Here is a 23,683-nt window from a genome sequence, read left to right as displayed (position 1 = left end):
ACACTAGTGTCTCATGCTTGCCGGAAACTGGTCCCGGAGCGGCCGGAACGCGCGGCCCAGTCGTTGCCGTTTTCCTCCTGGGACGAGCTCTCGGCCTCGTGCTCGGCCTCGGCAAGGCGCTCGCCGAGCTTCTCCTTCTGGCGCTCCCGGCGCTTGCGGTCGCGCTCGACGCGATCCCGTTCGGCCACCAGGCGGGACTTCTCGGTCTTCAGTTCCGTCTGCTTGCGCACGAACATGTCGGGAAACAGGTCCATGGCCAGCGAGGGCCCCTGGGCCAGCGCGTCCAGCGCCTGCAGGTCGGCCTCCACCGCGCTGATACGTCCGGCCAGATGGGCGCTGTGCGCCTTGTTGAGATTTTCAAGCTGGCCGGTCAGCCGGACCAGCCGCCGGATATCCTTGCTTTTCTGTGCCATGGCTTCCCCTTGCCCAGACGTCATTTCCGCGATTCGCCGAACCTGCCCGGTTCCATCTTCGAGACTTTCGCAACTCCGGGCGTGAACCGGCATGCACGTTCGCCGGACCTGCCTAGTGGAAAAATCCCTTGTCCGGCACGGCCGTAATGAACAGGCTCAGCATGGACGGGAAAACGAAATAGGCGATGAGCAGGCCACCGGCGAGCACGAAGGGCAGCGAGATGAAATAGACCGGGATCTGCGGCGTCAGCTTGTTTAGGAGGCCGATGATCAGGTTGATCAGGATCCCGTAGGCGATGAACGGACTGCCGAGACGCAGGACCAGCAGGAAAGCGTCGTTCAACCGCTGACCCAGCCGCGCAAGAAGCTGCTGCGGATCCAGGACACCGGCCGGAGGGATGATGTCATAGGAACGGATCAGGCCCGCGAGGACCGCGTGGTGCGCATTGACGAGAAAGAACAGGACCACGGCGGCCATGCCGAGAAAGGCGCTGAACGCTGCCTGCGGTTCGGCCTCGGTGACCGGGGTTCCCATCATGTTGCCGAAGCCCATCGACATGGCCGCGGCGGATGCCATGAACTCGAGGGCTGAGAACAGGACCCGCACGAGCAGGCCGAGGAAGGCGCCGATCAGCGTTTCGGTGAGGATGAAGAGATAGAAGGGCGCCGGCGCGCTGACGGATACCTGCGGCAGGCTGGACCAGACCAGCGGCGCCAGCGCCACGCTGAGCGCGATGGCGGTAAAGAGGCGGACGCGTACCGGGACGCGGATGGAGGAGAAGCCCGGCAATACCATGAGGCAGCCGCCGATCCGGCAGAAGACCAGCACGGCCGGCATGAACAGGACCGGCAGGAGCGCGTTCATCCAACCGAGCCGATCACGTTGACCTCGACGCCCCGGGCGATCTCCACATGGGAGAGAACGGCCAGGGCCGGGAAGAGGCGCTCGAGGATCATGCGGACGTAGGGCCGCGCTTCCGGCGAGGTGAGCACGGCGAACTGCTTGGACTGGTCGAGCAGCTTGTTGATGGCGGCCGCCGCCTCGCGCCCGAAGGATTCGAGCTGTCGCGGATCCATGTCGAACTCCCGCACCTCGCCATTCGCGTCGCGCTTCACGCTTTCCTGGAAAACGAGGTCCCAGCGTCCGCCGAGACGCAGCACGTTGAGTACGCCGTTCTCGGCGAGGTCGCCGCAGATCTGCTGCGCCATGCGCATGCGCACATGCTCGACCAGCTTCTCGGTGCGCCGGACGTGGGGCGCCACCTCGGCGATCGCCTCGATGATGAGCGGAAGATTGCGGATGGAGACCCGGTCGGCCAGCAGCAGTTTGAGCACCGCCTGAAGGCCGGGATAGGAGATATGCGTGGAGCACAGTTCGTCGGCGAGCTTGCGGTATTCCGGATCGAGCTGGGCGATGAGCCGCTTGGTATCCTTGTAGGAAAGGAGCTGCGGCAGGTTGTTGCGGATAACCTCGCTCAAGTGGGTCAGCAGAACCGAGAGGTTGTCGACCGTCGGGATCCCCATCCGCTTGAGATCGGCAGCGAAATTCTGCGGCACCGACAGGGCCGGCATGCCGAAGGCCGGCTCCTTGACCGGCTCGCCGGGAATGTCGGGCAAGGGCTTGTTGCCGGTCAGCGCCAAAACCTCGCCGAGGCGCAGTTCGTGCATGGAGAATGCCGTGCCGTGGATCCGGATCTGGTAGGCCTTCTGCGGCAGTGCCAGGTCCTCGGAAATCTTCACCTCGGGAATGACGAAGCCGTACTGGGTGGCGAATTTCTTGCGCATCTTGGTCATGCGGAAGGCGAGTTCTTCCTGCGAGGCCAGGAAGGCGGTCGCGATCTGCTTGCCGAAGGCAACCTCGACTTCCGACGTCTTCAGCGACGACTTCATGGAGTTTTCTTCCACCGCCGCCTTGGCGCGATCGGCCTGTTCGCGTTCGCGCTCCCGCGACTGCACCTGCCGGAAATGCTGGCGGCTGACCGTGTAACCGATCAGGCCGAAGCCGGCAGACAGCGTCAGGAATGGGAACAGGGGCAAGCCCGGCAGGATCGCCAGGAGCAGCATCAGGGCGGCGGCCACGAAGAGCGCACGCGGATAGTTGCCCAGCTGCGCGAACAGGGCGACGTCGGCGGACCCGCGGGTGCCGCCTTTCGAGACCAGCATGCCGGCGGCCAGCGACACGATGAGCGCGGGGATCTGCGAGACAAGGCCGTCGCCGACCGACAGCTTGATGAACACGTCGCCGGCCTCGTTGAGCGACATGCCGTGACGCGCGTAACCGATGATGATGCCGCCGAAGACATTGATGGCGGTGATGATGAGGCCGGCGATGGCATCGCCACGGACGAATTTCGACGCGCCGTCCATCGAGCCGAAGAAGGCGCTTTCCTCTTCCAGTTCCTTGCGCCGGTCCTGCGCTTCCTTCTCGTTGATGATGCCGGCGGAGAGATCGGCGTCGATCGACATCTGCTTGCCGGGGATGGCATCGAGCGTGAAGCGCGCACCGACTTCCGCGATGCGGGTCGAGCCCTTCGTGATGACGACGAAGTTGACGATCACGAGGATCAGGAAGACGACGACGCCGATGAGGAAGTCGCCCCCCATGACGAACTGGGCGAAGCCGCTGATGACGTAACCGGCCGCGTTCACGCCCTCGTGGCCCTGCGACAGGATCAGACGGGTGGTGGAGATGTTGAGCGCCAGGCGCAGCATGGTCGCGATCAGCAGCACGGTCGGAAAGGCCGAGAAATCGAGCGGGCGCGCGATCCACAGCGACACCATGAGGATCAGGACCGAGAGGGCCAGCGAGACCGCCAGGCCGAGGTCGATCAGGAAGGTCGGGACCGGCAGGAAGAGGATGGACAGGATGAAGACGATACCGGCGGCGAGCGCGATATCGGTCGGACGGCCAGGCAGGGCTGAGACGGCAGGGGCGGACACTGGCATTCTCTTCGATGGCAACAATTGCCCCGCAGGTTAGACGCTCTAGCTTGTGCGAAAATCACGGCAGGAAGCCTCGATCTGTAAATTCCGGCTTAACGTGAAATTAAGAGCTGACAGGCTACCCAGAAGCCAAGCGAACAGTCCTTCCCGGACCTTGCATGATGCAACTTCGCGGCCCGGTATGCACCGGATGTCCTGAACCGCCCGACCTCGAATCTTGATTGCTGCCCGCTTGCGGGTCGCCCGGTCGCGGCCACGGTTCTCCTTTGACAGCATTAACTTACAGGTTGATCCGATCAACCTAGTGGGCGGACAGCCGGGCCATATCCCTGCCACTTTATGTCCCGGCTGCCGCCTCTTTTTTTTCGCGAAGGCCGCGCTGGCCATCGTTCAAATCCCGAACAATTTCTCAACGACCCGTCAACCCGGCTGGTGTTCACTATGCCTGCGAGCTTGCCCCGGGCAACGTGTATGAAACCGGCTCGCAGCGCCGTGTCCCGGCATGTTTTCCCGATCTCCCCGCACGCATTGCCGCGCCATCGCTGCATCCCATGCGTCGCGACCGCGCCCGACCGGACTCCATGCCCTTTTTCGCCCGCCCCCGCGGCCGTTCCTTCGCAAGACGGACGCCGCCGCCTCCTTCCCGGCCGCTTCAGCGCATCGCCGGTCTTGCAGCCTGCTTTCTTGCGGTCAGCGGTGCCGGCGCGGCGCAGGCTGCGGGACTGTCATTTTCCGGCCACGTGCCAGCCGCCGACCATCGGGATTTCTTCGCGGTCAATGACATGGCCATCCATCTCGGACCGGAGGCGGGTTTCCGCCTGCATATCCGCAATCCCGGAAAAGAGGATGTGCAGGTTGCGTTGACGGTCTCCCCGGACCCGGCGTCCAGCCGAATGCGGCTCATCGGCTTTCCAGCGCGGATCGCGGCGGGTGCGTCCGGCAGTTTCCTGCTCGTGGTCAGCGGCGCCCTGCCGGCAAGGGAAGGCCGATACAAGGTCTGCCTGAGCAGGCAACCGGCCGGCAATTTCCCGGTGAGAACGGACTGTCTGCAGCTTCGCAGCATCCCTGCGGACCGGGCCGGATCAAAGCGGGGGCCATTCGCCAGGTCTGCGGCGCGGCGCGGACCTTAGCCGTTCGTGTCGAAGAGCGCGACGAGCTTGTCGCGAATGTCGCGCATGTGGCCTTCGCCCGAACCGGTGGCTTGGAGCATGTAGTCGATCAGGTACACGAACAAGCGGCGCTTGTCGTGGTCATCGCGAGGGGCATAGGCCAGGATGGATTGCCAGGTCGAGCCGAGCCGCCGGTCGATCTCGTTGATCTCCGACACATCATCGTCCTCGATCGCGGCGATCAGCATCCGGTCGCCATGATCGAGCTGGTTGAGAAGCGTATCCAACATGCTTTCCAGTATTTCGTGTTGGCGGCTCAACGACATGCCGTCCTTCCGGCGCGGTCATGCACCCGGTGCGGGCTGCCAGTACATGATCTTTCGCCGTATATCACTACTTACTTAAATTAGTAGTTAAACTATCTATTATAGGCTAATTTTAATAAAATTCTGGACGATACTGATTTCGACAAGATCACAGACCGGAACCCGGCGTTCACTTTCGCTGGAATTCAGTTTTCCCGACGCAATTCCGGACGCGAAACCGGTATCCACTTCGCGGGAATTGAGTTTTCCCGGTGCAATTCCGGACGCGAAACCGGCGTCCACTTTCACTGGAATTGTGTTTTCCCGGCGCAATTCCGGACGCGAAACCGGCGTCCACTTTCGCTGGAATTGAGTTCTCCCTGGCGCAGTTCCGGACGCGAAACCGGCGTCCACTTTCGCTGGAATTGAGTTTTCCCTGGCGCAATTCCGGACGCGAAACCGGCGTCCACTTTCGCTGGAATTCAGTTTTCCCGGCGCAATTCCGGACGCGAAACCGGCGTCCACTTTCGCTGGAATTGCTCTAGAACCCCGAGGCGATCCGCCCGTAGAGCACGTTGGTCAGGATCAGCAGCTTGCTGCCGACGAACCCGGCGGCGAGCGTTGTGGAAAAGAAGACGATCATGATCTTCGGCACGAAGGTCAGCGTGACCTCCTGGACCTGGGTCAAGGCCTGCAGCAACGCGATGACGACGCCGGCGACCATGGCCGGGAGGACCGCCGGGGCGGCCACCACGATCACCGTCCAGATGGAGAACTGGACCAGGTCGAGGGCGTCGGTCGCATTCATTCGCTGATGACCGTTCCAACCGTCACGGGCACTTCGGTGCCATCCTCGAGGATGGCAATCAGGCCGGACGAGCCGATGCGGACTTCGGATACCACACCGGTGACATTGCCATCGGCGCTGGTGATCGTGTGACCGATCACGCTGCCGGCCTGCGAGACGACCGAGGCGGCGAGGAGGATATCCAGCTTGTTGTTGGTCTGGATGTTCTGCTCGACGTTGGAGAAGCTGGCGAGCTGCGAGACATACTGGCTCGCATCCATGGGCTCCGTCGGATCCTGGTTCTGCATTTCCGTCACCAGGATCTGCAGGAAGGTGTCGTAGTTGAGCATGTTGCTCGTGCTGGCCTGGCTGGCAGGCGCGGACGGCGTGGCCGCCGCGGTTGTCGCTGATACCGGTGTCATCGCATGGCCATCCTGTTGGCGCCCATGAATTCGCTCTCGGCCATGGGCATTTCGGTGGACGGAGCGCTGGCCAGGATCTGGGCTTCGAGCGGGAACAGCGCGCGGGTGGACCGCATGGCCTCGAAGTACATCTTCTGATGAACCATCCGGTCGATATCCTTCAGCTCGGACAGGATATGCTCGTTCTCGAAGGCTGCCAGCAGGCCGGGCATCTGGTTCTTGTAGACCACCATGGCCGGGTCGGTTTCGTTCGGCGCCATCAGCATGATCTGGACGATGAAATAGAGCTGCTTGAGCGGCGTCGTCGCATCGGATGCCTGGAGGATGTGGTTTTCCAGGAGAAAGTTCACATCGTTGAGGATCTCGATGGCGGTCTTGCGGTCAACACGCAGAACCGCGCCATTGATGTAGATCTTTTCGTTCGCTTTCAGCGAAATCTTGAACGTGCTTTTCATCGTATTCCGTCCCGAATGATTTTTGAAATGTCGATCAGGCCATCGAAGTTTTCCGACCTTTCCTGTCTGATCTCGTCGACCGTGCGCAGCATCCAGATGCCGATACTGAGAAGGCTGGCCCGCACTTCCTTGGGAAGTGCGTTTTCCGGGTCGGCCAGATCGGTCATCAGCGCCATCCAGACCTTCGCCGTGAAGTGAAGCGCGTGGATGGCTTCGATCGACTTTGCGCCTGCAGCCTTGGCTGCCTGCAGCATGTCGATCGACTGGTCGAAGGCCTCGCGTTCACGCGCGCGGGCCTCCTCAAGGTCATCGGTCTGAATTTCTTCGTACTTGTGAATATACACGTCAGCCCTCCTGAATGGCTGAGGGCATGGAGCGGGCCGCCGCGGGACCGTTCCAACATTCGGGATGTCCGGCCAGCCTCATGCTGGCGGGGTACCGGGACTCGAAAGGGGGGGCGATATGGATCAAGGTTACTCCCTTTCTACAGATACCGGGTCAGTGACAGGGACTGAACGCGCTGGGTCAGCGTGTAGGCCGTTTCCAGCTGGTTGAGCAGGTTGGTCATGCGGGTTGCTGCCTCGTAGGGGTCAACCGACCCCATTTCGGTGGCGAGATCGGACATGTAGTTCTTCTGCAGCGTCATGCGCTCGCTGGCGTCGGAGACCTGGTTCTCGACAAGGCCGAGCCGGCCCTGGACGAGCGTCACGTTGGTCGCGGAATTGCCGAGCCCCTCGCCCGTCTGGCGGATCAGTTCGTGGCGCGCGGCGCCGGAAATGCCGGAGTTGACGAAGTTCGACGCCATGGTCAGCGCGAAGAAGGCATCCTTGAAGCCGGCCTCGTTGGCCGAGACGGACGTCACGGCAGTCTGGTTCTGCGATATGCGGGAGCGGATGCCATCGTCGCTGGCCACGGAAAGGCCGGGCCAGCCCGAGGTCTCGAACAGCGGACGCGCCACGTTGTCGACGAAATCCTGCATGTCGGCGGCGGTCAGCGACGCGGCACCGGGATCGTCCTTGGCAAAGCCGAAATGGCTCTGGAAGGCGGCGTCGAGGTCGGCCTGCCAGGCGCTGCCCTCGAAATCGGCCAGCGGCCTGGCGTCGGCATTCACGCCGGCAAAGATGTATTCGCCGTTGACCGCGGTGTTCATGACGTTGGTGAGGTCCTGAAGCGCGGTTTTGGCCGTATCCAGCAGCATGTCGGCCGACCCGGTGCCGCTGAGCGCGGCATTGAATACCTGCATGGCATTGCCGGTCATGTCGGAGAACTGCGACATCGCGGTCTGCGCCGCGGTCATGCGGGTGCGGGCAAGCTCGTTGGTCGTCAGGATCGAATCGAGCCGCTCGGACTCGCGCTGCAGCGACAGGCGAAAGCCGTTGCGGGTTCCGAGTTCGCGGGCCGGATCGGCCTTCTGGCCGGTCACGGTTTCCTGCTGGGCCGTGACCATGGCGGCCTGCGTCGCCCGGATTGACATCCGGAGCGCCGTTGCCATGGAGAGGGTGGAGACGGACTGGATTTTCATGGCTTACCTCGCCGCCTCGAGGAGCGCCGCCAGCATGCTGTCGACCGTGGAGATGATCCGGCTTGTTGCCTCGTAAGAGCGCTCGATCTCCACCAGGGACGCCATTTCGTCGTCGATGTTCACGCCCGTTTCAGCGACCAGCTTGTCGTTGAGGGCGGCATGAAGGGCGGTCTTGGTTTCCGACGCGGCGCCGGAATCGGCCCGGTAGGATTCCAGCCAGGCGTGGGCTCCGTTGGCGAAGTCGAGGATACTGGCATTGGTGTCGAGGCCGGCCGCCGCATCGTAGGCCCCCGGCACGGACATGGCGTCGGTCATCGCGATGATGCGGTCGGAAAAGGCCGACCCGCCCCCGGTGTTGGCGACGTAGGCCGCGCCATTGGCGCCGCCATCACGCAGGAAGGCCGCATTGCCGCCGGCCTGGGGATCGTAGAGCGCGTTCACGGACAGCGACGCGGCAAGGCCCGGAACCAGGACGCCGGCGGGCGGAATCGCGGGACCGCCGGACCAGGAGAACAGCCCGGCCAGGGGCGGCTGGCCGCCGCCGGTCTGGTCCGTTTCCGCGAAGGTCGCCACGAGGCCGCGGGCGATCTCGTCGATCTGCGTTTCGGCCTTCGGTGCGAATTCGTCGCGCAACTGAAGCATGGCGGCGATGCTTCCGGTGGACGAGGAGTCCGCGCCGGCGCCGGGATTGACCGGCACGCCGTCAATACGGAACACGTTGCCGACCTCGCCCGGGCCATAGGCGACCTTGGGCGTGAAGCTGATCGACCGAGGCGTGGTCTCGAAGAGCATGGCGCCATTGGCCGTGGTCAGCATGACGTCGCCGTTGTCACGCTCGGTCACCGTGACCGGCACGATCTCGGCGATCTGGCCGAGCAGCTTGTCGCGGCGATCCAGCAGGTCGTTGGCGTCGGTTCCGCGCAGGTTCGCCTTGACGATGCCCGTGTTGACGTCGTGGAAATCGTCGAGAAGCGTGCGCAGGTCCTCGGCTGCGGCCGCGATATCGCCATCCATCCGGGCGCGCAGCGCGTGAATCTCGTTGGCGGCACCCCTGATCGAAGTCGCCAGCGTGCGGGCGGATTCGACCACGGCATTGGCCTGCAGCGTGTCGCTCGGGTTCGAACTGTAGATCTGGAGCGCGTCGTGGAGCCCGGACAGCAGCGAGGACGGCGACAGGGAGCCATCGCTGCCGTTCAGGGCAAGGGCGAGTTCCTTGACGGTCTCGCTGATCCGGTCCTGCGCCGACGCCTGGGACAGGGCATCGCGCGACGATGCGGCAACGCGCGCGTTTGCGGCACGGTCGATGGTGACGATCGAGGCGCCGTTCTCGGAGGTTTCGAGCACCGCGGCGCGGCGCGCATAGGTCGGATCGGAGGCATTCTGGATGTTGCGCGCGGTCACGCCCGCCCGGCTGGACAGGTTGAACAGCGAATTCTGGGCCGTGTAGAGCACTGCTGATAGTGACATACCCTACTGCCTCCACTCGCGGCCGCCGCCCGTCATGCGGCGACCCGCGATCACCTCTTCAGATTGACAACGACGTCCATCAGATCGGACCCCGTCTGAAAGACCTTGGAATTGGCCGTGAACCCGCGCTGGGCCTGGATCATCTTGGTCAGTTCCTCGGCGATATCGACGTTCGAATGCTCGACGGCGGATGACACGATCGTGCCGGCCCCGCCCTGCTGCGGGAAATCCAGCATGATGTCGCCCGAATCCGGCGTCTGCGAAAACACGGTGCCGGTGACCGCGCGAAGCGCGGACGGATTGGCGACCGATCCCAGCGGAATCCGGTAAAGGTCACGGAACGAGCCGTCCTCGTACTGGCCATAGAGAAAGCCGTCCTCGGACACCTGCACGCTGCTGATCGTCGAGGGGGGACGGCCATCGGTGTTGGCATCGGAAATGCCGAACTCGGCCTCGAGCTGGGTGAAGTCGGAAATGTCGAGGTCGAAGGTGGCGCCGTTGGGAATGGTCATCGACAGCGACGTCGCCGAAGCGGGATCGAGCTGGCCGGTCGTCGGATCGAAGCTCATGGTGTCGGTCGAGAGCGCGGCCGAGGAATAGGGGAAGCCGCCGCTGGTCGGGTCGGCATCGGCCGCGTCGTAGACCGTGACCTCCCAGGTGTTGTCGGCCGTCTTGGTGTAATAGACATCCAGGACCACCTCGCCGCCAAGGTTGTCGTAGGTCACCATCGAGATCTTGTTGGTGAAGGTCGCGTCGGCAGCGTTGGAGGACGGCGTGTTGCCGGTGACGATATCCGCCCCGGCGGGCAGGTTGCCACGCAGGTATCCCGAGGTCGTCGGCACCGCGCTCAGCTGGAAGGTATCCAGCGTGACGATCTCCAGATCGGAAATGCCGTTGGCGGACGGATCGCCGGCCCCGTCGGCCGGGTATCCGAGCAGATAGTAGCCGCTCTGGTTGACCAGCCGCCCCTGCTCATCGGGCAGGAAGGAGCCGGCGCGGGTCAGGAAGACCTGGCCGCCGGCATCCTGGACCATGAAGTAGCCGCCACCGGAAATGGCGAGGTCGGTGGCCGAGGAGGTGTATTCCAGCGCGCCCTGCTGGTTGGCCATCCGGACGGTATGGCTGAGAACACTGCCGGACGTATAGGTGCCGGTGCCGCCGCTGCCTGCACCGCCGCCGGCAACCAGCGTGGAGAAGAGCACGTTGCTGCGCCGGTACCCGTAGGTATCGGAATTCGCAATGTTGTCAGCAACCGAGGACAGGCGGTTCGATTGTGCCTGCATCCCGGATATGCTGGTCTGCATCATGCCATAAATGCTCATTTCGCACCTCCGCGTTCATACGCGCGATTCTATGCAGCCAGGCTTGCGCCAGGCTCGTCTGCCCAATTCCGCCGCTGCCGCGACAGCCCGGGGGCGGGCGACGCTTCCGACGGCAGGGCGCTCAGGCCATGGACAATTCACGTGAACGCCCCTTCTCGGCGGGCGGCGCCTCGCCGCCCTCAGATTCCACCACCAGCCGGTATCCGAGGTAGCGCCTTGAATCGATCGGATCGTAGCCGAGCGCACCGCGCAGCTTGCGGCGCAGCTTCGAGATATGGCTCTCGACCACGCATTCCTCGATGCTGTCATCGAAGACACCGTAGGTCGCGTTGAAGATCTGCGCCCGGCTGACGCGCCGGCCCTCGGCGGAAGCGAGGAATTCAAGGATGCGCCGTTCACGCCGCGGCAGCGGGAAGACCTCGCCGTCGATCTCGGGATCGCGGCCATCGAAGAAGACCTTGAGGCGTTCGGTGCCTTCCTGGACGACTTCCGGCGCGTGGCGTTTGCGGATGACCGAGATGCGCGCCAGGATTTCACGAACGTGAACCGGCTTGCGAACAACGTCATCGAAACCGGCGTCGAACAGTTCGAGCGTACGGGCGAGGTTCTGCCGCTCGATCAGGGCGATGCGGGCGATCCGGTTTGCGCCCTGGCCGGCCTGCGGCAAAGGCACGTCGTCCGGAACATCCCCGACCAGGCAGGCGATGATCGAATCGAAGTCGGATTCCCCGGCCGTTTCCATCCACTCGATGAACTCGTCCGGTGAAAAACCGGCAACCGGAAACCCCTCGCGACCCAGCATGGACCTATAACTGTCCACAACGATCTCGCGATCATCCACGACAACGATCATGTGCCTAATCCCCTCGAATCATTAATTGATTCTGGTTAACAGGGCTAACGCGGCGGGATTCTCAGTGGCAATTACAAGATTTCGCACTTCATTTTTCAAGGAAGCACTTAACCGACTGCAATGACTCGTGAACTTGCTGTTTGAGTCATGCAAAATATTCTGACGGAGAGGCTTTTTGGGGCTGTTTTCCCAAGGTTCGGCGACACTTGCCGCAGCGCTCGATTCAGGCGTCGAACGGCCATGCGTTTCCTGCCGGCGCCGCCCTGCCCAGGGCGCCCGTGTTTCACCATCCGCTCCGGCGACACGACCACGACGTCCGTGTCTTCTGCAGCCCTGTATCCGGCCCGAGGACCGGACGGACCCCGTCCTGGATCCGCGCCGAAATGTCGACGTGCGGGCTGGCCCGTCGGCGGAGGTTGTAGCGCCGGCTGCTTGCGCGAGGCTGACGGGCCCCGACGCAGCGTCAGGGCCGCGGCAACGGCATCTTTCCAGGGATCAGAACTCTTCCCAGTCGTCCGCCTTGACGGCTGCATTGCCCTGGACCGGGTAGACCCTCGCGGTCTCCTTGCGGGTGGGCCGTTCCGCCGGCTTTGACCTGGAGAGTGGGGCGAGACCGGCCAGCTTGAACTGAGACAGAAGGCCCGAAAGTGTCGTTGCCTCGTTGGCCAGGCTGTGACTTGCCGCGGTGGATTGCTCGACCATGGCCGCGTTCTGCTGCGTGCCGCGATCCACCTCGTTCACGGCGGCGTTGATCTCCTGCAGGGTTGTCGACTGTTCCTTGACCGCTTCGACGATGGCGGAGACGTCGGCGTTGACTTCCTGCACCTGGCCGACAATCGTCTGCAGCGTCTGGCCGGTGCGGTTCACGAGTTCCGACCCGCTCCTGACCTGCTGCGCCGAGGTCTCGATCAGCGTCTTGATCTCCTTCGCGGCTTCCGCGGAGCGCTGCGCCAGTTCCCGGACCTCCTGCGCGACGACGGCAAAGCCCTTGCCTGCCTCGCCGGCCCGCGCGGCCTCGACGCCGGCGTTGAGCGCCAGAAGGTTCGTCTGGAAGGCGATGTCGTCGATCATGCCGATGATGTTGCCGATCTGGCGCGACGACGCCTCGATCTCCTGCATCGCCGCGATGGCTTCGCGCACCACTTCGCCGGAGGTTTCCGCCGTCGTCCGTGTCCGCGCCATGAGCACGCCAGCCCCTTCGGCGCGGCCGGCGGATTCACGCACCGATGCAGTCACTTCCTCGACCGCGGCTGCGGTCTGCTCGACGGCGGCGGCCTGCTGTTCGGTCCGGCGCGACAGGTCGTCGGCGGCGGAGCGGATCTCGCCGGAAACGTTCCAGATCGTCGACGCGTTCTCGTGGATATGCCCCATGGCTTCGTGCAGCTTGCTGACAGCGGTGTTGAAATCGATCCGCAGGCGTTCGAGATCGCCCGGGAAGGCATCGTCGATCGTGACCGTCAGGTCGCCGCTGGCCATGGCATTGAGCTTGCCGGCCAGCTGGTTGACGACTGCGGCAACCGTGGCAGCCTCCTGCTCCCGGGCCCGTTCGCGCGCCTGGCGTTCGGCATCGGCCGTTTCCCGGGATTCCTCGGCGCGCCGGTTGCTCTGCAGGGCATCCTGGCGGGCCGCATCCGATTCATCGAGCGCGGTTGCCGCATCGCCCAGCGCGCGCCGCATGATGCGGGTCATCTGGAGCAGGGTGACGGCCTCCGTCAACAGGATGATCGCGTGCAAAATGACCCGGGTGAAATCCGACTGGCCCGGAAAGACGGCGTGCGGCAGCAGGACATACAGAACCGTATGATGCAGCGCCGTGACGGCGGTGAACGCCACCAGCGGCCGCCAGTCCACCCAGAAGGCCAGTGCCGCCAGGACGGCAAAGAAGTACATGTGGATGTCGATCTGCAGCGAAGACCCGGTGAAGGCATAGACAAGCAGGGCAATCAGCCCGGCCTGGGCGGCCCCGATCGCCGTTCCGGTCTGCTTTCCGGTCCGGTCGATGCTCCAGAGGGCGGTTGCCGATCCGGCGAGCGCCAGAGCCCCGATGGCAAGCACGGCAAGGCTCGCGTCGGTGCCCCAGGCCATGCGCGCGGCGACCAGGCCCACGTTCAGCCAGAGCAGCCCGATGGAAAAATTGGAGGCGTTCCTGCGAATGGCGGTCAGTCCATCCATTGTTCAAATCCCCATGCATGCAGAGGCGAGGCGCCCGTCCAGGACGAGCAATGCGCCGGATTCAAAAAGACGTTGCGCGAAGTCGGCGGAGCTGCCTTCGGCGATGACGATCCAGTCGACGGCGCCGCCGTCGACGAGGGCGCCCCCGGCCTGCGAGACCACGCCCATCAGGGCACCGGGCGGCGAAAAGGGTGATCCCACGACGACCAGGCGCGATCCTGTCGGAACGATGGCGATGGCGAGGATCACGAAGAGCGCCGCGGCCACGTTGGCGGCCAGCAGCCATTGCCGGACAGTCGATCGTCGCGGTGTTGCGCTGGAGGCTGGGTCCTGAACCGACATTGGATATTTCCTGCGGACCAAAGCCGTCATGCACGGCTTCGTCCGGGGTCAGAAAGGGGACGGAACCACGCGGTGCCGCCCCCTCCCCGCGGCTGTCAGATCTCTGACAGATTCACACCGATGGTGATCGCGCCGATGGGCTTGCCGCTCTCGTCGACGATCGTCAGCGACGCCTGCGACTGCAGCATCTGCGTCGACTCGTCCTTTTCAGGGGCATCGACGAAGACCGCGCCGGCGCCGGCGCCATAGGACTTCTGGAACTTCGCCTCGTCGCCCTGCCAGTAGTCCGAGGTCAGGTCGTTCTGGCCGACGTTCAGTCCCTTGTCGTCCATGAGGATGATCTCGGTGATCATCCCGGCGGAGTCCTTCTGCTTCTGCTTCAGGAACTGGGAGACCTTGTTGCCGAGGACCTCGTTGATCAGCTTGTGGTCACCGCCGTCGACACCGGCGCGCCAATCCTTGTCCATCGCATCGATGTCGGATTGCGTCAGGCTGGCGTGGGCCGCGTTCTGCTCCTTGACGGCAGAGATGACGACCGGATCACTCAGCCAGGGCTGAACGTTTTCCTGGATGAAGGCCTTGATCGGCGCGACGTAGGCTTCCTCGGCCTGGGCGGCCGTGTTGAGCGATGCAAGACCGGCCAACAGGGCCGTGGTAAAAAGGGCTTTCCGCATGCTGGGTCTCCTCTGGAACGAAAGCGCGAAGTTGTTTGTCAGGATCAGAACTCTTCCCAGTCTTCCGCGAGCGCGGCATTGCCGACGCTGGCCCGGACCGGGACGGAAGACGGTGCGGCTGCCTTTGCCGCGACTTGCGGCCTGACGGCCTGCGGCGCCGGCCGGGCGACACGCGCGGAAGCACCGGCCGAGGCGGTTCCGGTGACAAACCGGGCCACGGCCTTCTTCAGGATGTCGCCCTGGGACACCAGGTCGTGGCTGGCCGCGTTCGTTTCTTCCGCCATGGCGGCGTTCTGTTGCGTCACCTGGTCCATGTAGGACACGGCCGTGTTGATTTCCGACAGGCTGGCAGACTGTTCGCCGTAGGACTGCATGATCCCCTGGATGCTCTCGAAGATCATCCCGATCTGCTGCTCGATCTCCGTCAGGACGCTACCGGTCTGGTTGACCAGCGCGGCGCCGGTTTCGACTTCCTCGACGGAGGTGGCGATCAGCTGCTTGATCTCCTTGGCGGCCTCGGCGGAACGCTGCGCCAGTTCGCGCACTTCCTGGGCGACGACGGCGAAGCCCTTGCCGGCTTCCCCGGCACGGGCCGCCTCGACACCGGCATTGAGCGCCAGGAGGTTGGTCTGGAACGCGATCTCGTCGATGACACCGATGATGCGCCCGATCTGCGAGGACGAGGCCTCGATCCGGTCCATCGCGCCGATGGCATCCTGCATCTTGGCGACGGACTTGCGGGCTTCCTCCTTCGTGTTGCCGACCAGATGGCCGGCCTCGGAGGCGCTTTCAGACGAACGCCGCACGGTGGCGGTGATCTCCTCCAGGGAGGCAGCGGTCTCCTCGAGCGACGCCGCCTGGCGCGCGGTCCGGTCGGAGAGCTGTTCGGCCGACTGCAGCAGCTGCTGCGAGCCGGTTTCGATGCTTCCCGCCGTCACCTTGATCTCGTCGAGAACGGCTGCGACGGCGCCGACCATGCGGTTGAAATCGCTTGCCACCTTCTCGAATTCCGGTCCGAGGTCATCGACCCGGGCCGAGAAGTCTCCGCCGGCCAGACGCTCGAGCGCATTGGCCAGCCGGGACACGACGTCCGCCTGCATGCGGGCCTTGTCCGCAGCCTCCTCGGCGTTGCGGTTGCGCTCCAGGTTGATCGCCTCGCGCTCCTGCGCGGCCGACTTTTCCTGGACCTGCTTCTCGATCGTCTCGGTCCGGAACATCTCGAGCGCGCGGGCGACCACGCCGATCTCGTCGTTGTTGGCCTGGTAAGGCACGGCGCTGGTGGTGTCGCCCTCACGCAGGGCAACGATCCGGTCGCTCAGCTTCCGCAGCGGCTGGCTCATCAGCCGGCGTTGGGCGAACAGGAAGACGATCACCACGAGGCTCATGATCAGGGCCTGGGACCCCAGCAGCACCAGCGCGCTGTTGCGGGCCTCGGCCACGATGGCGGCCGTGCTCCAGACCGTGGTCACCGTGCCGATGCTCTTGCCTGCCTTGTCCTTGGGCAGGGCCGTCGTGATCGCCAGCAGGCCGCTGCCGACATCCGTGACAGAGTCTGTCGTTTCCGGGTCGGCCGACGCAGCTCCGGCCACGGCCGTTCGCGCATCGGCGGGAACGCTGGCGTCATCGAACCAGTCGTTGACGGTCTCGCCGCTTCCGTTGACGGCAGAGAAGCCGACAAGCGCGAGGCTCGGATCATCGCGGTAATGCTTGTAGGTCTCGGCGACGGCATCGCCCTGGCCCCACTTCACCGCACCGGCGGCGAGCGTGGCGAACTGGTCGGTTGCCTGGGACCAGGTGCGGACGGCATGGCCGATCGCGGCCCGTTCCTGCATGTACCAGGACGCAGCGGAATAGGTGAGAAGGCCGACCAGGCTCACACCGATGATGACGCCGGCAAGTTTCGCCGACAGCTTGAGCTTGCTAAACCAGGTTCCCATGATCTTTCCGTTGGAAGCGATGTCCACGTGTCATTCGTGGCGGCCGTGAAATGCCGAATTCCAAACGGATCGATCATGATCCGTGCAACGAGCATGCAGTCTTCGGCGGCATTCGTTAATTGCCGCCTAATGTCACGTTGCAAGATCTTGTAAAAGCTTGTTTCCAATAGGAATATTTCCGATGCATCGTTTTTTAGACAAATACGTAAAACTGCGCGCAGCGAAGCCACGCACAGGAAAAAGAAGCCAAAAAAGGGGCTGAATCCCCGCCAGCGGCGGCGGGTGGGATCCCGAACCGGCACAGGCCGCGTCGAACGCGGGGCGGACCGGCCTGCGGCGCCCGGCCTAGCGGCCGCCGGCGATCCTGCGCTGGAGCGACTCCAGGCCGCTGTGAAGTTCCATGTCGAAACTGTCCGTCGTCTTTTCCTGGTAGGTGCCCATGATGCGCGCAATCTCGCGCAGTTTCTGGCTGATCAGGTCCAGCGACTGGATGAAATCGAGATGATCGGTGGAGAGCGCCTCGACCGGCCAGTGATCGCTGTTGTCCAGCGCCCTGGCGACGTCGAGCAGCTCGTCGACGGCGCCGCCGAGAACCTGGCGGGAGGAGACGCGGACCGGAGCCTCGTCGCGCCACGCCGTTTCAGCGGCCTCGTCGCCACCGTCGAAGAAAAACATTTCGTGATCTGACACCGACATCGATTGCCCCTTAGAAAAGATCGACCTCGCCCGCGCAAACAGGCTGTCTGGGAAGCGGCCTTTCGACCGGCTGAATGGTTTCGCTGCCCTGCAGGAACTTCATCATCGCCTTGCCCGTGGTCGGCGTGAACTCGACCCGGCGACCCTTGGTTCCGGCCAGGCTCTCGGAGGCGATGGCAAAGCCCTCGGCCTCGAGGAACTGGCGAACGAACGCGACATTCTTCTCGCCCGGCCCGCGGGTCGCCCCGAACAGGCTCGCGCCGCCGAAGACCTTGAAGACGAGGTCCCGCTTGCGCGATCCGCGCTTATACATGTCGTTGAGCATGATCTCCATGAGATAGGCCCCGTAGCGCCGCTCCGCGTCATGCTCCGCGGATGCCTGTCCGCCCGGCAGGAGAATGTGATTCATGGCCCCGCAATTGAGCGCGCGATCATAGACGCATGTCGCCACGCATGACCCCAGGATGGCGCCGAAGACGACGCCGGGATCGTCGCTGAAGGCGTGCTCGCCCTGCGCGATGATGATGCGGTTCATGGTCAAGGTCATCACAGTCTCCCGATGACCCCCTCGATGGCGCGCCGCAGGCCGGCCTTGTCGATCGGCTTGGCCAGAACGTTGTTGGCGCCCAGCGCCTGGGCCTTGGTGATGACCTCGTAGTCGCGCTTGCCTGTCAGGAGAATGAAGCCGAGCTTGGACAGCTTCGGATGGGCGCGAACGGCCTTGAGGAGCGCCAAGCCATCGACATCCGGCATGAACACGTCGGAAATGACCAGATGCACCGGCTGCGTCGAGAGCTTGGTGAAAGCATCGCGGCCATCCTTGGCGATCTGAATGTTCTTGACCCCCATCTCCTGCAGCGATTCGACCGTCATCATCCGGCTGGTGATGTGGTCATCCACGACCATGATATGAACGATGTCCTTGAGGCTCATTGGCCCATTCCTTCATTTTCTGTGTTCTTGCGGGTCGCCAACAGCGCATCGGCGATCCGGTTGATGGGGAGTATTTCCGAGGCCGCCCCGAGTTCTGCCGCGGCTCTCGGCATTCCGTAGATCAGGCTGGTCGCCTCGTCCTGGGAAATGGTGCGCCCGCCATTGCGCAGGATCTGGAGCAGGCCGCGGGCGCCGTCGGCGCCCATCCCGGTCAGCAGGGCGGCGGAGACCGAAATGCCCTTCATCTGGGCCAGCGAACCGAACAGGACGTCGATCGACGGGCGGTGGCCGGTCACGGCGTCGCCGGCCAGCAGCTTGCATTTCGGCGACGCCCCGGCGACGACGAGATGGCGCTCGCCGCCCGGGGCGATGTAGACGGTGCCGGGCGCCAGCGCCTCTCCGTCGGCTGCTTCCTTGACCGTCGGCTGGACGAGACGGTTGAGCCGCTCGGCCAGGTTGCGGGAAAAGCCCGCCGGAAGATGCTGCACGATGACCGTCGGCGGGCAGTTGGCCGAAAAGGTCGAGAGGATTTCCGAGATCGCCTCGATGCCGCCGGTCGAGGCGCCGATGGCAATCATGTCGGGCTGGCCGGCCGATGTGCGCAGCGGCTGTGTTTCCGGCATCCGCCGGCTCTCGGTGCGGGGCGCCAATGCGCCGTCGGCGGCGCCGCGGCCCGGAAGGACCAGCTCGGCCTGGCGGACGACGCGGCGCATGGCCAGCAGGCTGCTCTCGTCATCCAGCTTCGGCTTGGGCAGGCAGGCATAGGCGCCCGCCTCCATCACCTCGCGGGCAACCGCGGCGGACTGCTCCACGTGGCTGGAGATCACCACCACCGGCATGGGCCGCAACTGCATGATCTTGTGCAGGAAATCGATGCCGTTCATGTTCGGCATCTCGAGGTCGAGCGTGATCACGTCCGGGTTGAGCTCCTTGATCAGGGCCCGCGCCTCGTATGGATCGCCGGCCGTCCCGATGACCTCGATGGCCGGATCGGCGTCGAGAATGGCCGTCAGCAGGTGGCGCATCATCGCCGAATCGTCGACGATCAGAACTCTGGTCATTGAACACTCCCCGTTGACGGCAAGAAGCGGTAGGTCGTGATATCGGTCTGCTCGAACCTCGACGCGGCCGGACCGTGCATCCGTTCCGAATGACCGATGTAGAGATGGGCGCCGGGCTTCAGGCGCTCGGAAAAGCGCTGCAGCAGCTTGGCCTGGAGGTCCCGGGCAAAATAGATCAGGACGTTGCGGCAGAAGATCGCCTCGAACGGGCGGCGCATCGGCCATTCGCCGATCAGGTTGAGCTCGCGGAACGCGACGAGGGTCCTGAGGTCCTGGCCGGCCTCGACGCCATCGGCGGTGCGCTCGAACCAGCGGCTGGCGAGTTCCTGCGGCAGCTTGCCGGCGTTCTCGGCGCTGTAGCGGCCGCTGCGGCCACGGTCCAGCATGTTGGCATCGATATCGGTGGCGAGGATGCGGATGTCACGCCGCGCGGCATCGGGAATGGCATCCAGGATCACGGCACCGAGCGTGTAGGGCTCGCGCCCGTCCGAGCAGCCCGCCGACCAGATCCTGACCGGCTGGCGTTCCGCCACGCGCTGGCGCAGGACCGGCACGACATGGTCGCGGAAATGTCGGAAATGATGCGGCTCGCGGTTGAAGTCCGTCACGTTCGTGGTGATGGCCATCATCAGCTGCTGCAACTCGCCGGCATTCGCCGGATCGGCCACGTAGTCCAGGTACTCGTCGAAGCCGCTGCACTGGAGAACGCGAAGGCGCTTGATGAGCCGTGTCCGGACGAGGTCGCGCTTGGCATCGGTGAGGTTGATGCCGATCCGCTCGTGGACGAGCGCCTGCACGGTACGAAAGGCCTTGTCGCTCAGCACCGTGTCGAGCGGCAGTCCCTCAGCCGTTGTCCGGAGGAGTGCTTCCATGCGCGTCAGGCCGCCGCTTCCAGCTGATCGGTGTCGACGACCTTCTCGAGCATGATCTCGCAGATGATGCGGTTGTCATGCAGGATGACGCGCTTGAGGAAATCCCGTGCCATGTCGGATTCGACATCGGGGAGATCGCGGATCTGCGCGCTGTCGACGTGAAGGATGTCGGAGACGGAATCGACCAGCAGGCCGACGGTGCGGGCACCGATCTGGGTGACGATGATGACGTTCTGGCCGCCCGAGGTCGACGGTTCCATCCCGAAGCGCTGGGCCACGTCGAAGATCGGCAGGATGGTGCCGCGCAGATTGATCACGCCGACGACATAGCCCGGGACATGCGGCAGGCGCGTGGCATGGGTCCAGCCGCGGATCTCGCGGATCTTCTTTATGTCGATGCAGAATTCCTGGTTGCGCACGATGAACGCGATGAATTCCTGGTTCTCGTGGGTGGATTGAGTGTCGGTCATGCTGACATCCTTTCGACATGGCCATTTTGCAGGTGCGATCTCGCCTCGGCATGCTTCGTGCTGGCGATCTCGTCGATATCGAGAATGAGGGCGATGCGGCCGGTGCCCAGGATGGTGGCCGCGGACACATGGCGAACCGAGCCGAAATTCTGCTCCAGGCTCTTGATGACGATCTGCTGCTGGCCTTCGATCTCGTCGATGAGAAGGGCGACCACGGAGCCGTCCTGCGCCTCGACGACCAGCAGCGTGCCGCTGTCCATGTCCTTCTGGGCGCCGCGGAAACCCAGCCGCTCGGCCACGTTGATGACCGGCACCAGCGTGTCGCGGCGGCGGGCGACGTACTTGCCGCCGATGATGTTGATGTCGCCCTTCTTGACGCTGATGGTCTCGATGACACTGGTGATCGGGACGATGAAGACCTCGTCGGCGGCGCGCACGATCATGCCGTCGAGGATGGCCAGCGTGAGCGGAAGGCTGAGGCGGATCTGGGTTCCCTTGCCCGGGGCGGAGATGATCGATACCCGGCCGCCGAGCTTCTGGATCGACTGGCGTACGACATCCATGCCGACGCCGCGGCCCGAAAGGTCGGAAACCGTCTGCGCGGTGGAGAAACCGGGGGCGAAGACGAGGTTGTCGATCTCGCTGTCGGCCAGTTCCGCGCCGGCATCGACGATGCCCTTTTCGACGGCCTTCTCCAGGACGCGCTTGCGGTTGATGCCGGCGCCGTCGTCATCGATGGTGACGACGATGCGGCCGGACATGTGAAAGGCGGAGACCTTGATCGTGCCTTCTTCCGGCTTGCCCAGTTCCCGCCGCTTCTCCGGCGATTCCAGTCCATGGTCGATGGCATTGCGGATCAGGTGGGTGAGCGGGTCGTTGAGGTTCTCGATGACGGTGGTGTCGACCTCGGTGCCCTCGCCTTCCAGGACAAGGCGGGCCTGCTTGCCGGTGGCGGTGCAGGCTTCGCGGATGACGCGGGCCAGGCGCATGAAGACCGGCTTGACCGGCTGCGCCCGGATGGACATGACGCTTTCCTGGATCTCGCGCATCAGGCCCTGCATCTCGTCCAGCACCTGGTAGGACGTGGAGCCGTTGGCGGTCTCGATGTTCTCGGCGATGCGCTCGGCCAGCATGGCCTGGCTGATGACCGCTTCCCCCATCAGGTTGATCAGCCGGTCGACCTTTTCCGACTCAACGCGGATCGTCGCGGTCGCCTTGGCCGTGGTGCCCTGGGCAGCGGCGGCCTGCGCAGGCACGGCGCCGCGCGGCTCCTTGCGGTCACGCGCCTCGGTCTCCACGACGGCCGGCGCCGGGGCCGGACTGTCGAGGGGCACCAGGTCGGCGTCCGATCCGGCCAGCGCCGGCGGCGTGAGAATGTTGCGTTCCTCGACGGCGCCGGTCGCTTCGAGAGGCTCGAGCGCCGGCAGGTCCAGGCCGAACGGAGCGTCCGGGGCGGCCACGTCGCCGGTCGAATCCAGGCCGGCCAGCAGGGCGTCGAGATCGAAGTCATCGCCGGACCCGGCGCCCTCGACGTCGATGGAAAACTGGCAATCCTCGTCCAGCCATTCGAAAACGCTGTCAACTTCCTCGCGCGGAGCTGCGGTTTCCAGGCGGATGCTCCAGGTGAGATAGGCCTTGTCCGGGTCGAATCCGTCGAGATCGGGCAGCGCGGACTGGTCGCAATCGACCTGGATGCGGCCGAGTTCGGCGAGGCTGCGGATCAGCTTGAGCATGTCGTCGCCGCGGACGTAGAACGACATCTGCGGCCTGAGCGTGATGAGGTAGACCTGCTCCTGCGGGGCCGCGATCTCGAGCGCCTCGATGGCGATCGGGACAGCGTCGAAGGCGATGTCCTCTTCCTCCGCGTCGGGATCGCCGAGCGCGAAGGCCGTGGTAATCTCGCCGACGATGGCCGCCGTCTCGGGAAACGCGGTTCCGTCGCGGGTCGCGGAAATGGCGTCCGACAGGATGTCGGTCGCCCGCGCGATCAGGTCGAGGCGCGGATCGGCGCCCGGGTTGGCACCGTTGCGCAGCACGTCGAGGCCGTTTTCAACGACATGGGCGAAGTGAACAAGATCGTTGAAGCCAAAGGCGCCCGCTCCTCCCTTGACGGAATGAACCGCGCGAAACACGGCGTTGATGCACTCCGGCTGGGCCGGGTCCTCGTGCAGCGACATCAGTGATTCCTCGATCTCCGCCATCTGCTCGGCGCATTCGAGGAAGAATGTTTCCTTGATCCGATCTGTATTCATCACCAGGCCGTCCACACTCGTCTAATGGGCTACGCGCTCAATGGCCGCGATCAGCTTTTCAGGCATGAAAGGCTTTACGATCCAGCCGGTGGCACCGCTGGCGCGTGCCCGCTGCTTCTTCTCGGGGCTCGACTCGGTGGTCAGCACGAGGATCGGCACACGGCTGGCCGTACCGCCCTTGCGCACGGCCTCGATGAAGGCGAAACCATCCATGACCGGCATGTTGATGTCGGTAATGATGACGTCCGGCATGTTGCCGTCGAGCTTGTCCAGCCCGTCCTGACCATCGACGGCCAGCACCACGTCGTAACCGGCCATGGCGAGGCAGTCCTCGATCATCAGGCGCATGGTGCGGGAATCGTCGACCGCGAGAATCTTCTTGCTCATATCAGTCTCCCTCTGCCTGGAAGTCGTCGGACGTCAGGCCAATTGTCTGGATTGCCGAGTCGAGAACATCGGGAATGTTCTCGTAGCGAAGCGCCTTTCCGTCCGAGCGCCAGGTCCTGGCGGCGGAAAGGCAGATTTCCAGGCCCGGCGTGTCCACCTTGCGCACCGCCGAGGCATCCACGACCAGGGGCTTGCCCCGCGCTTCGCGAAATGCGTCGAAGAGAGCGGCGGACTGTGGTCCGGCGAGGTCTTCCTTCAGCTTCATGCCCTTGCTCCTCTTGCTCCTGTC

The 23,683-nt window shown here is 64.2% G+C and carries 25 protein-coding genes; all 25 read right to left on the bottom strand.

The annotated features are described in order from the left end of the window. Window positions 1-11 precede the first annotated feature (11 nt). The 25 genes from CSC94_RS17870 to CSC94_RS17745 all read right to left on the bottom strand — a co-directional run bounded on the left by CSC94_RS17870 (window position 12) and on the right by CSC94_RS17745 (window position 23,659). Window positions 12-413 (bottom strand): hypothetical protein, encoded by a 402-nt coding sequence (locus CSC94_RS17870; RefSeq protein ID WP_099307740.1) that lies wholly within the window; start codon window positions 411-413, stop codon window positions 12-14. 112 nt (window positions 414-525) lie between these two features. After that, window positions 526-1,278 carry a flagellar biosynthetic protein FliR gene (gene fliR / locus CSC94_RS17865; RefSeq protein ID WP_099307739.1) on the bottom strand — a complete coding sequence of 251 codons (753 nt, stop codon included), beginning with the start codon at window positions 1,276-1,278 and terminating at the stop codon, window positions 526-528. Continuing rightward, window positions 1,275-3,359 carry a flagellar biosynthesis protein FlhA gene (gene flhA / locus CSC94_RS17860; protein ID WP_099307738.1) on the bottom strand — a complete coding sequence of 695 codons (2,085 nt, stop codon included), beginning with the start codon at window positions 3,357-3,359 and terminating at the stop codon, window positions 1,275-1,277. The genes fliR and flhA overlap by 4 nt, the downstream gene beginning before the upstream one ends. A gap of 1,123 nt (window positions 3,360-4,482) precedes the next feature. Further along, window positions 4,483-4,755, bottom strand: a complete 273-nt coding sequence (locus CSC94_RS17850) for a hypothetical protein (protein ID WP_099307736.1) — start codon at window positions 4,753-4,755, stop codon at window positions 4,483-4,485. Window positions 4,756-5,311: 556 nt separating this feature from the next. Next, complete coding sequence (locus tag CSC94_RS17845; protein ID WP_099307735.1) at window positions 5,312-5,578, bottom strand: flagellar biosynthetic protein FliQ; 267 nt, start codon at window positions 5,576-5,578, stop codon at window positions 5,312-5,314. After that, a complete protein-coding gene (gene flgD / locus CSC94_RS17840) occupies window positions 5,575-5,979 on the bottom strand; it encodes a flagellar hook assembly protein FlgD (protein WP_099307734.1) in 405 nt (134 codons plus the stop codon). Before flgD ends, CSC94_RS17845 begins: the two co-directional genes overlap by 4 nt. Continuing rightward, a complete protein-coding gene (gene flbT, locus CSC94_RS17835; RefSeq protein ID WP_099307733.1) occupies window positions 5,976-6,434 on the bottom strand; it encodes a flagellar biosynthesis repressor FlbT in 459 nt (152 codons plus the stop codon). Before flbT ends, flgD begins: the two co-directional genes overlap by 4 nt. Then, entirely contained in the window at window positions 6,431-6,778 is a 348-nt protein-coding gene (gene flaF, locus CSC94_RS17830) for a flagellar biosynthesis regulator FlaF (protein ID WP_099307732.1), read from the bottom strand. Before flaF ends, flbT begins: the two co-directional genes overlap by 4 nt. Before the next feature lie 140 nt (window positions 6,779-6,918). Continuing rightward, window positions 6,919-7,956 carry a flagellar hook-associated family protein gene (locus CSC94_RS17825; RefSeq protein WP_099307731.1) on the bottom strand — a complete coding sequence of 346 codons (1,038 nt, stop codon included), beginning with the start codon at window positions 7,954-7,956 and terminating at the stop codon, window positions 6,919-6,921. A gap of 3 nt (window positions 7,957-7,959) precedes the next feature. Further along, a complete protein-coding gene (gene flgK / locus CSC94_RS17820; protein WP_099307730.1) occupies window positions 7,960-9,423 on the bottom strand; it encodes a flagellar hook-associated protein FlgK in 1,464 nt (487 codons plus the stop codon). Window positions 9,424-9,473: 50 nt separating this feature from the next. After that, a complete protein-coding gene (locus tag CSC94_RS17815) occupies window positions 9,474-10,745 on the bottom strand; it encodes a flagellar hook protein FlgE (protein WP_099307729.1) in 1,272 nt (423 codons plus the stop codon). A 121-nt stretch (window positions 10,746-10,866) separates the two neighbouring features. Then, window positions 10,867-11,598, bottom strand: coding sequence for a response regulator transcription factor (locus tag CSC94_RS17810; protein ID WP_099307728.1), 732 nt, complete (start codon window positions 11,596-11,598; stop codon window positions 10,867-10,869). Window positions 11,599-12,093: 495 nt separating this feature from the next. Continuing rightward, window positions 12,094-13,770, bottom strand: a complete 1,677-nt coding sequence (locus tag CSC94_RS17805) for a methyl-accepting chemotaxis protein (protein ID WP_099307727.1) — start codon at window positions 13,768-13,770, stop codon at window positions 12,094-12,096. Between the two features lie 3 nt (window positions 13,771-13,773). Next, window positions 13,774-14,112 (bottom strand): hypothetical protein, encoded by a 339-nt coding sequence (locus CSC94_RS17800; protein ID WP_099307726.1) that lies wholly within the window; start codon window positions 14,110-14,112, stop codon window positions 13,774-13,776. Window positions 14,113-14,207: 95 nt separating this feature from the next. Next, a complete protein-coding gene (locus CSC94_RS17795) occupies window positions 14,208-14,786 on the bottom strand; it encodes a hypothetical protein (protein WP_205853349.1) in 579 nt (192 codons plus the stop codon). A 44-nt stretch (window positions 14,787-14,830) separates the two neighbouring features. Next, on the bottom strand, window positions 14,831-16,723 hold the full coding sequence (locus CSC94_RS17790) for a methyl-accepting chemotaxis protein (protein WP_099307783.1): 1,893 nt from the start codon (window positions 16,721-16,723) through the stop codon (window positions 14,831-14,833). Between the two features lie 345 nt (window positions 16,724-17,068). Next, window positions 17,069-17,419 (bottom strand): hypothetical protein, encoded by a 351-nt coding sequence (locus CSC94_RS17785; protein ID WP_133122921.1) that lies wholly within the window; start codon window positions 17,417-17,419, stop codon window positions 17,069-17,071. A gap of 10 nt (window positions 17,420-17,429) precedes the next feature. Continuing rightward, window positions 17,430-17,966: a chemotaxis protein CheD gene (locus tag CSC94_RS17780; protein ID WP_099307724.1), complete on the bottom strand. Its 537-nt coding sequence runs from the start codon at window positions 17,964-17,966 to the stop codon at window positions 17,430-17,432. Next, complete coding sequence (locus tag CSC94_RS17775; protein WP_099307723.1) at window positions 17,966-18,352, bottom strand: response regulator; 387 nt, start codon at window positions 18,350-18,352, stop codon at window positions 17,966-17,968. Before CSC94_RS17775 ends, CSC94_RS17780 begins: the two co-directional genes overlap by 1 nt. Then, window positions 18,349-19,413: a protein-glutamate methylesterase/protein-glutamine glutaminase gene (locus CSC94_RS17770; RefSeq protein WP_099307722.1), complete on the bottom strand. Its 1,065-nt coding sequence runs from the start codon at window positions 19,411-19,413 to the stop codon at window positions 18,349-18,351. Before CSC94_RS17770 ends, CSC94_RS17775 begins: the two co-directional genes overlap by 4 nt. Next, window positions 19,410-20,285 carry a CheR family methyltransferase gene (locus CSC94_RS17765; protein ID WP_099307721.1) on the bottom strand — a complete coding sequence of 292 codons (876 nt, stop codon included), beginning with the start codon at window positions 20,283-20,285 and terminating at the stop codon, window positions 19,410-19,412. Before CSC94_RS17765 ends, CSC94_RS17770 begins: the two co-directional genes overlap by 4 nt. Window positions 20,286-20,290: 5 nt before the next feature. Then, a complete protein-coding gene (locus tag CSC94_RS17760; RefSeq protein WP_099307720.1) occupies window positions 20,291-20,755 on the bottom strand; it encodes a chemotaxis protein CheW in 465 nt (154 codons plus the stop codon). Then, window positions 20,752-23,007, bottom strand: coding sequence for a chemotaxis protein CheA (locus tag CSC94_RS17755; protein ID WP_099307719.1), 2,256 nt, complete (start codon window positions 23,005-23,007; stop codon window positions 20,752-20,754). Before CSC94_RS17755 ends, CSC94_RS17760 begins: the two co-directional genes overlap by 4 nt. Window positions 23,008-23,028: 21 nt before the next feature. Further along, the gene (locus CSC94_RS17750) at window positions 23,029-23,394 is read right to left on the bottom strand and encodes a response regulator (protein WP_099307718.1); all 366 of its coding nucleotides are present in this window, start codon (window positions 23,392-23,394) and stop codon (window positions 23,029-23,031) included. Between the two features lies 1 nt (window position 23,395). Then, window positions 23,396-23,659, bottom strand: a complete 264-nt coding sequence (locus CSC94_RS17745) for an STAS domain-containing protein (RefSeq protein WP_099307717.1) — start codon at window positions 23,657-23,659, stop codon at window positions 23,396-23,398. Between the last annotated feature and the right edge of the window lie 24 nt (window positions 23,660-23,683).

Source organism: Zhengella mangrovi, assembly GCF_002727065.1.
Taxonomy (GTDB): Bacteria; Pseudomonadota; Alphaproteobacteria; order Rhizobiales; family Rhizobiaceae; genus Zhengella; species Zhengella mangrovi.
This window is presented reverse-complemented; position numbering and strand designations above follow the sequence as displayed.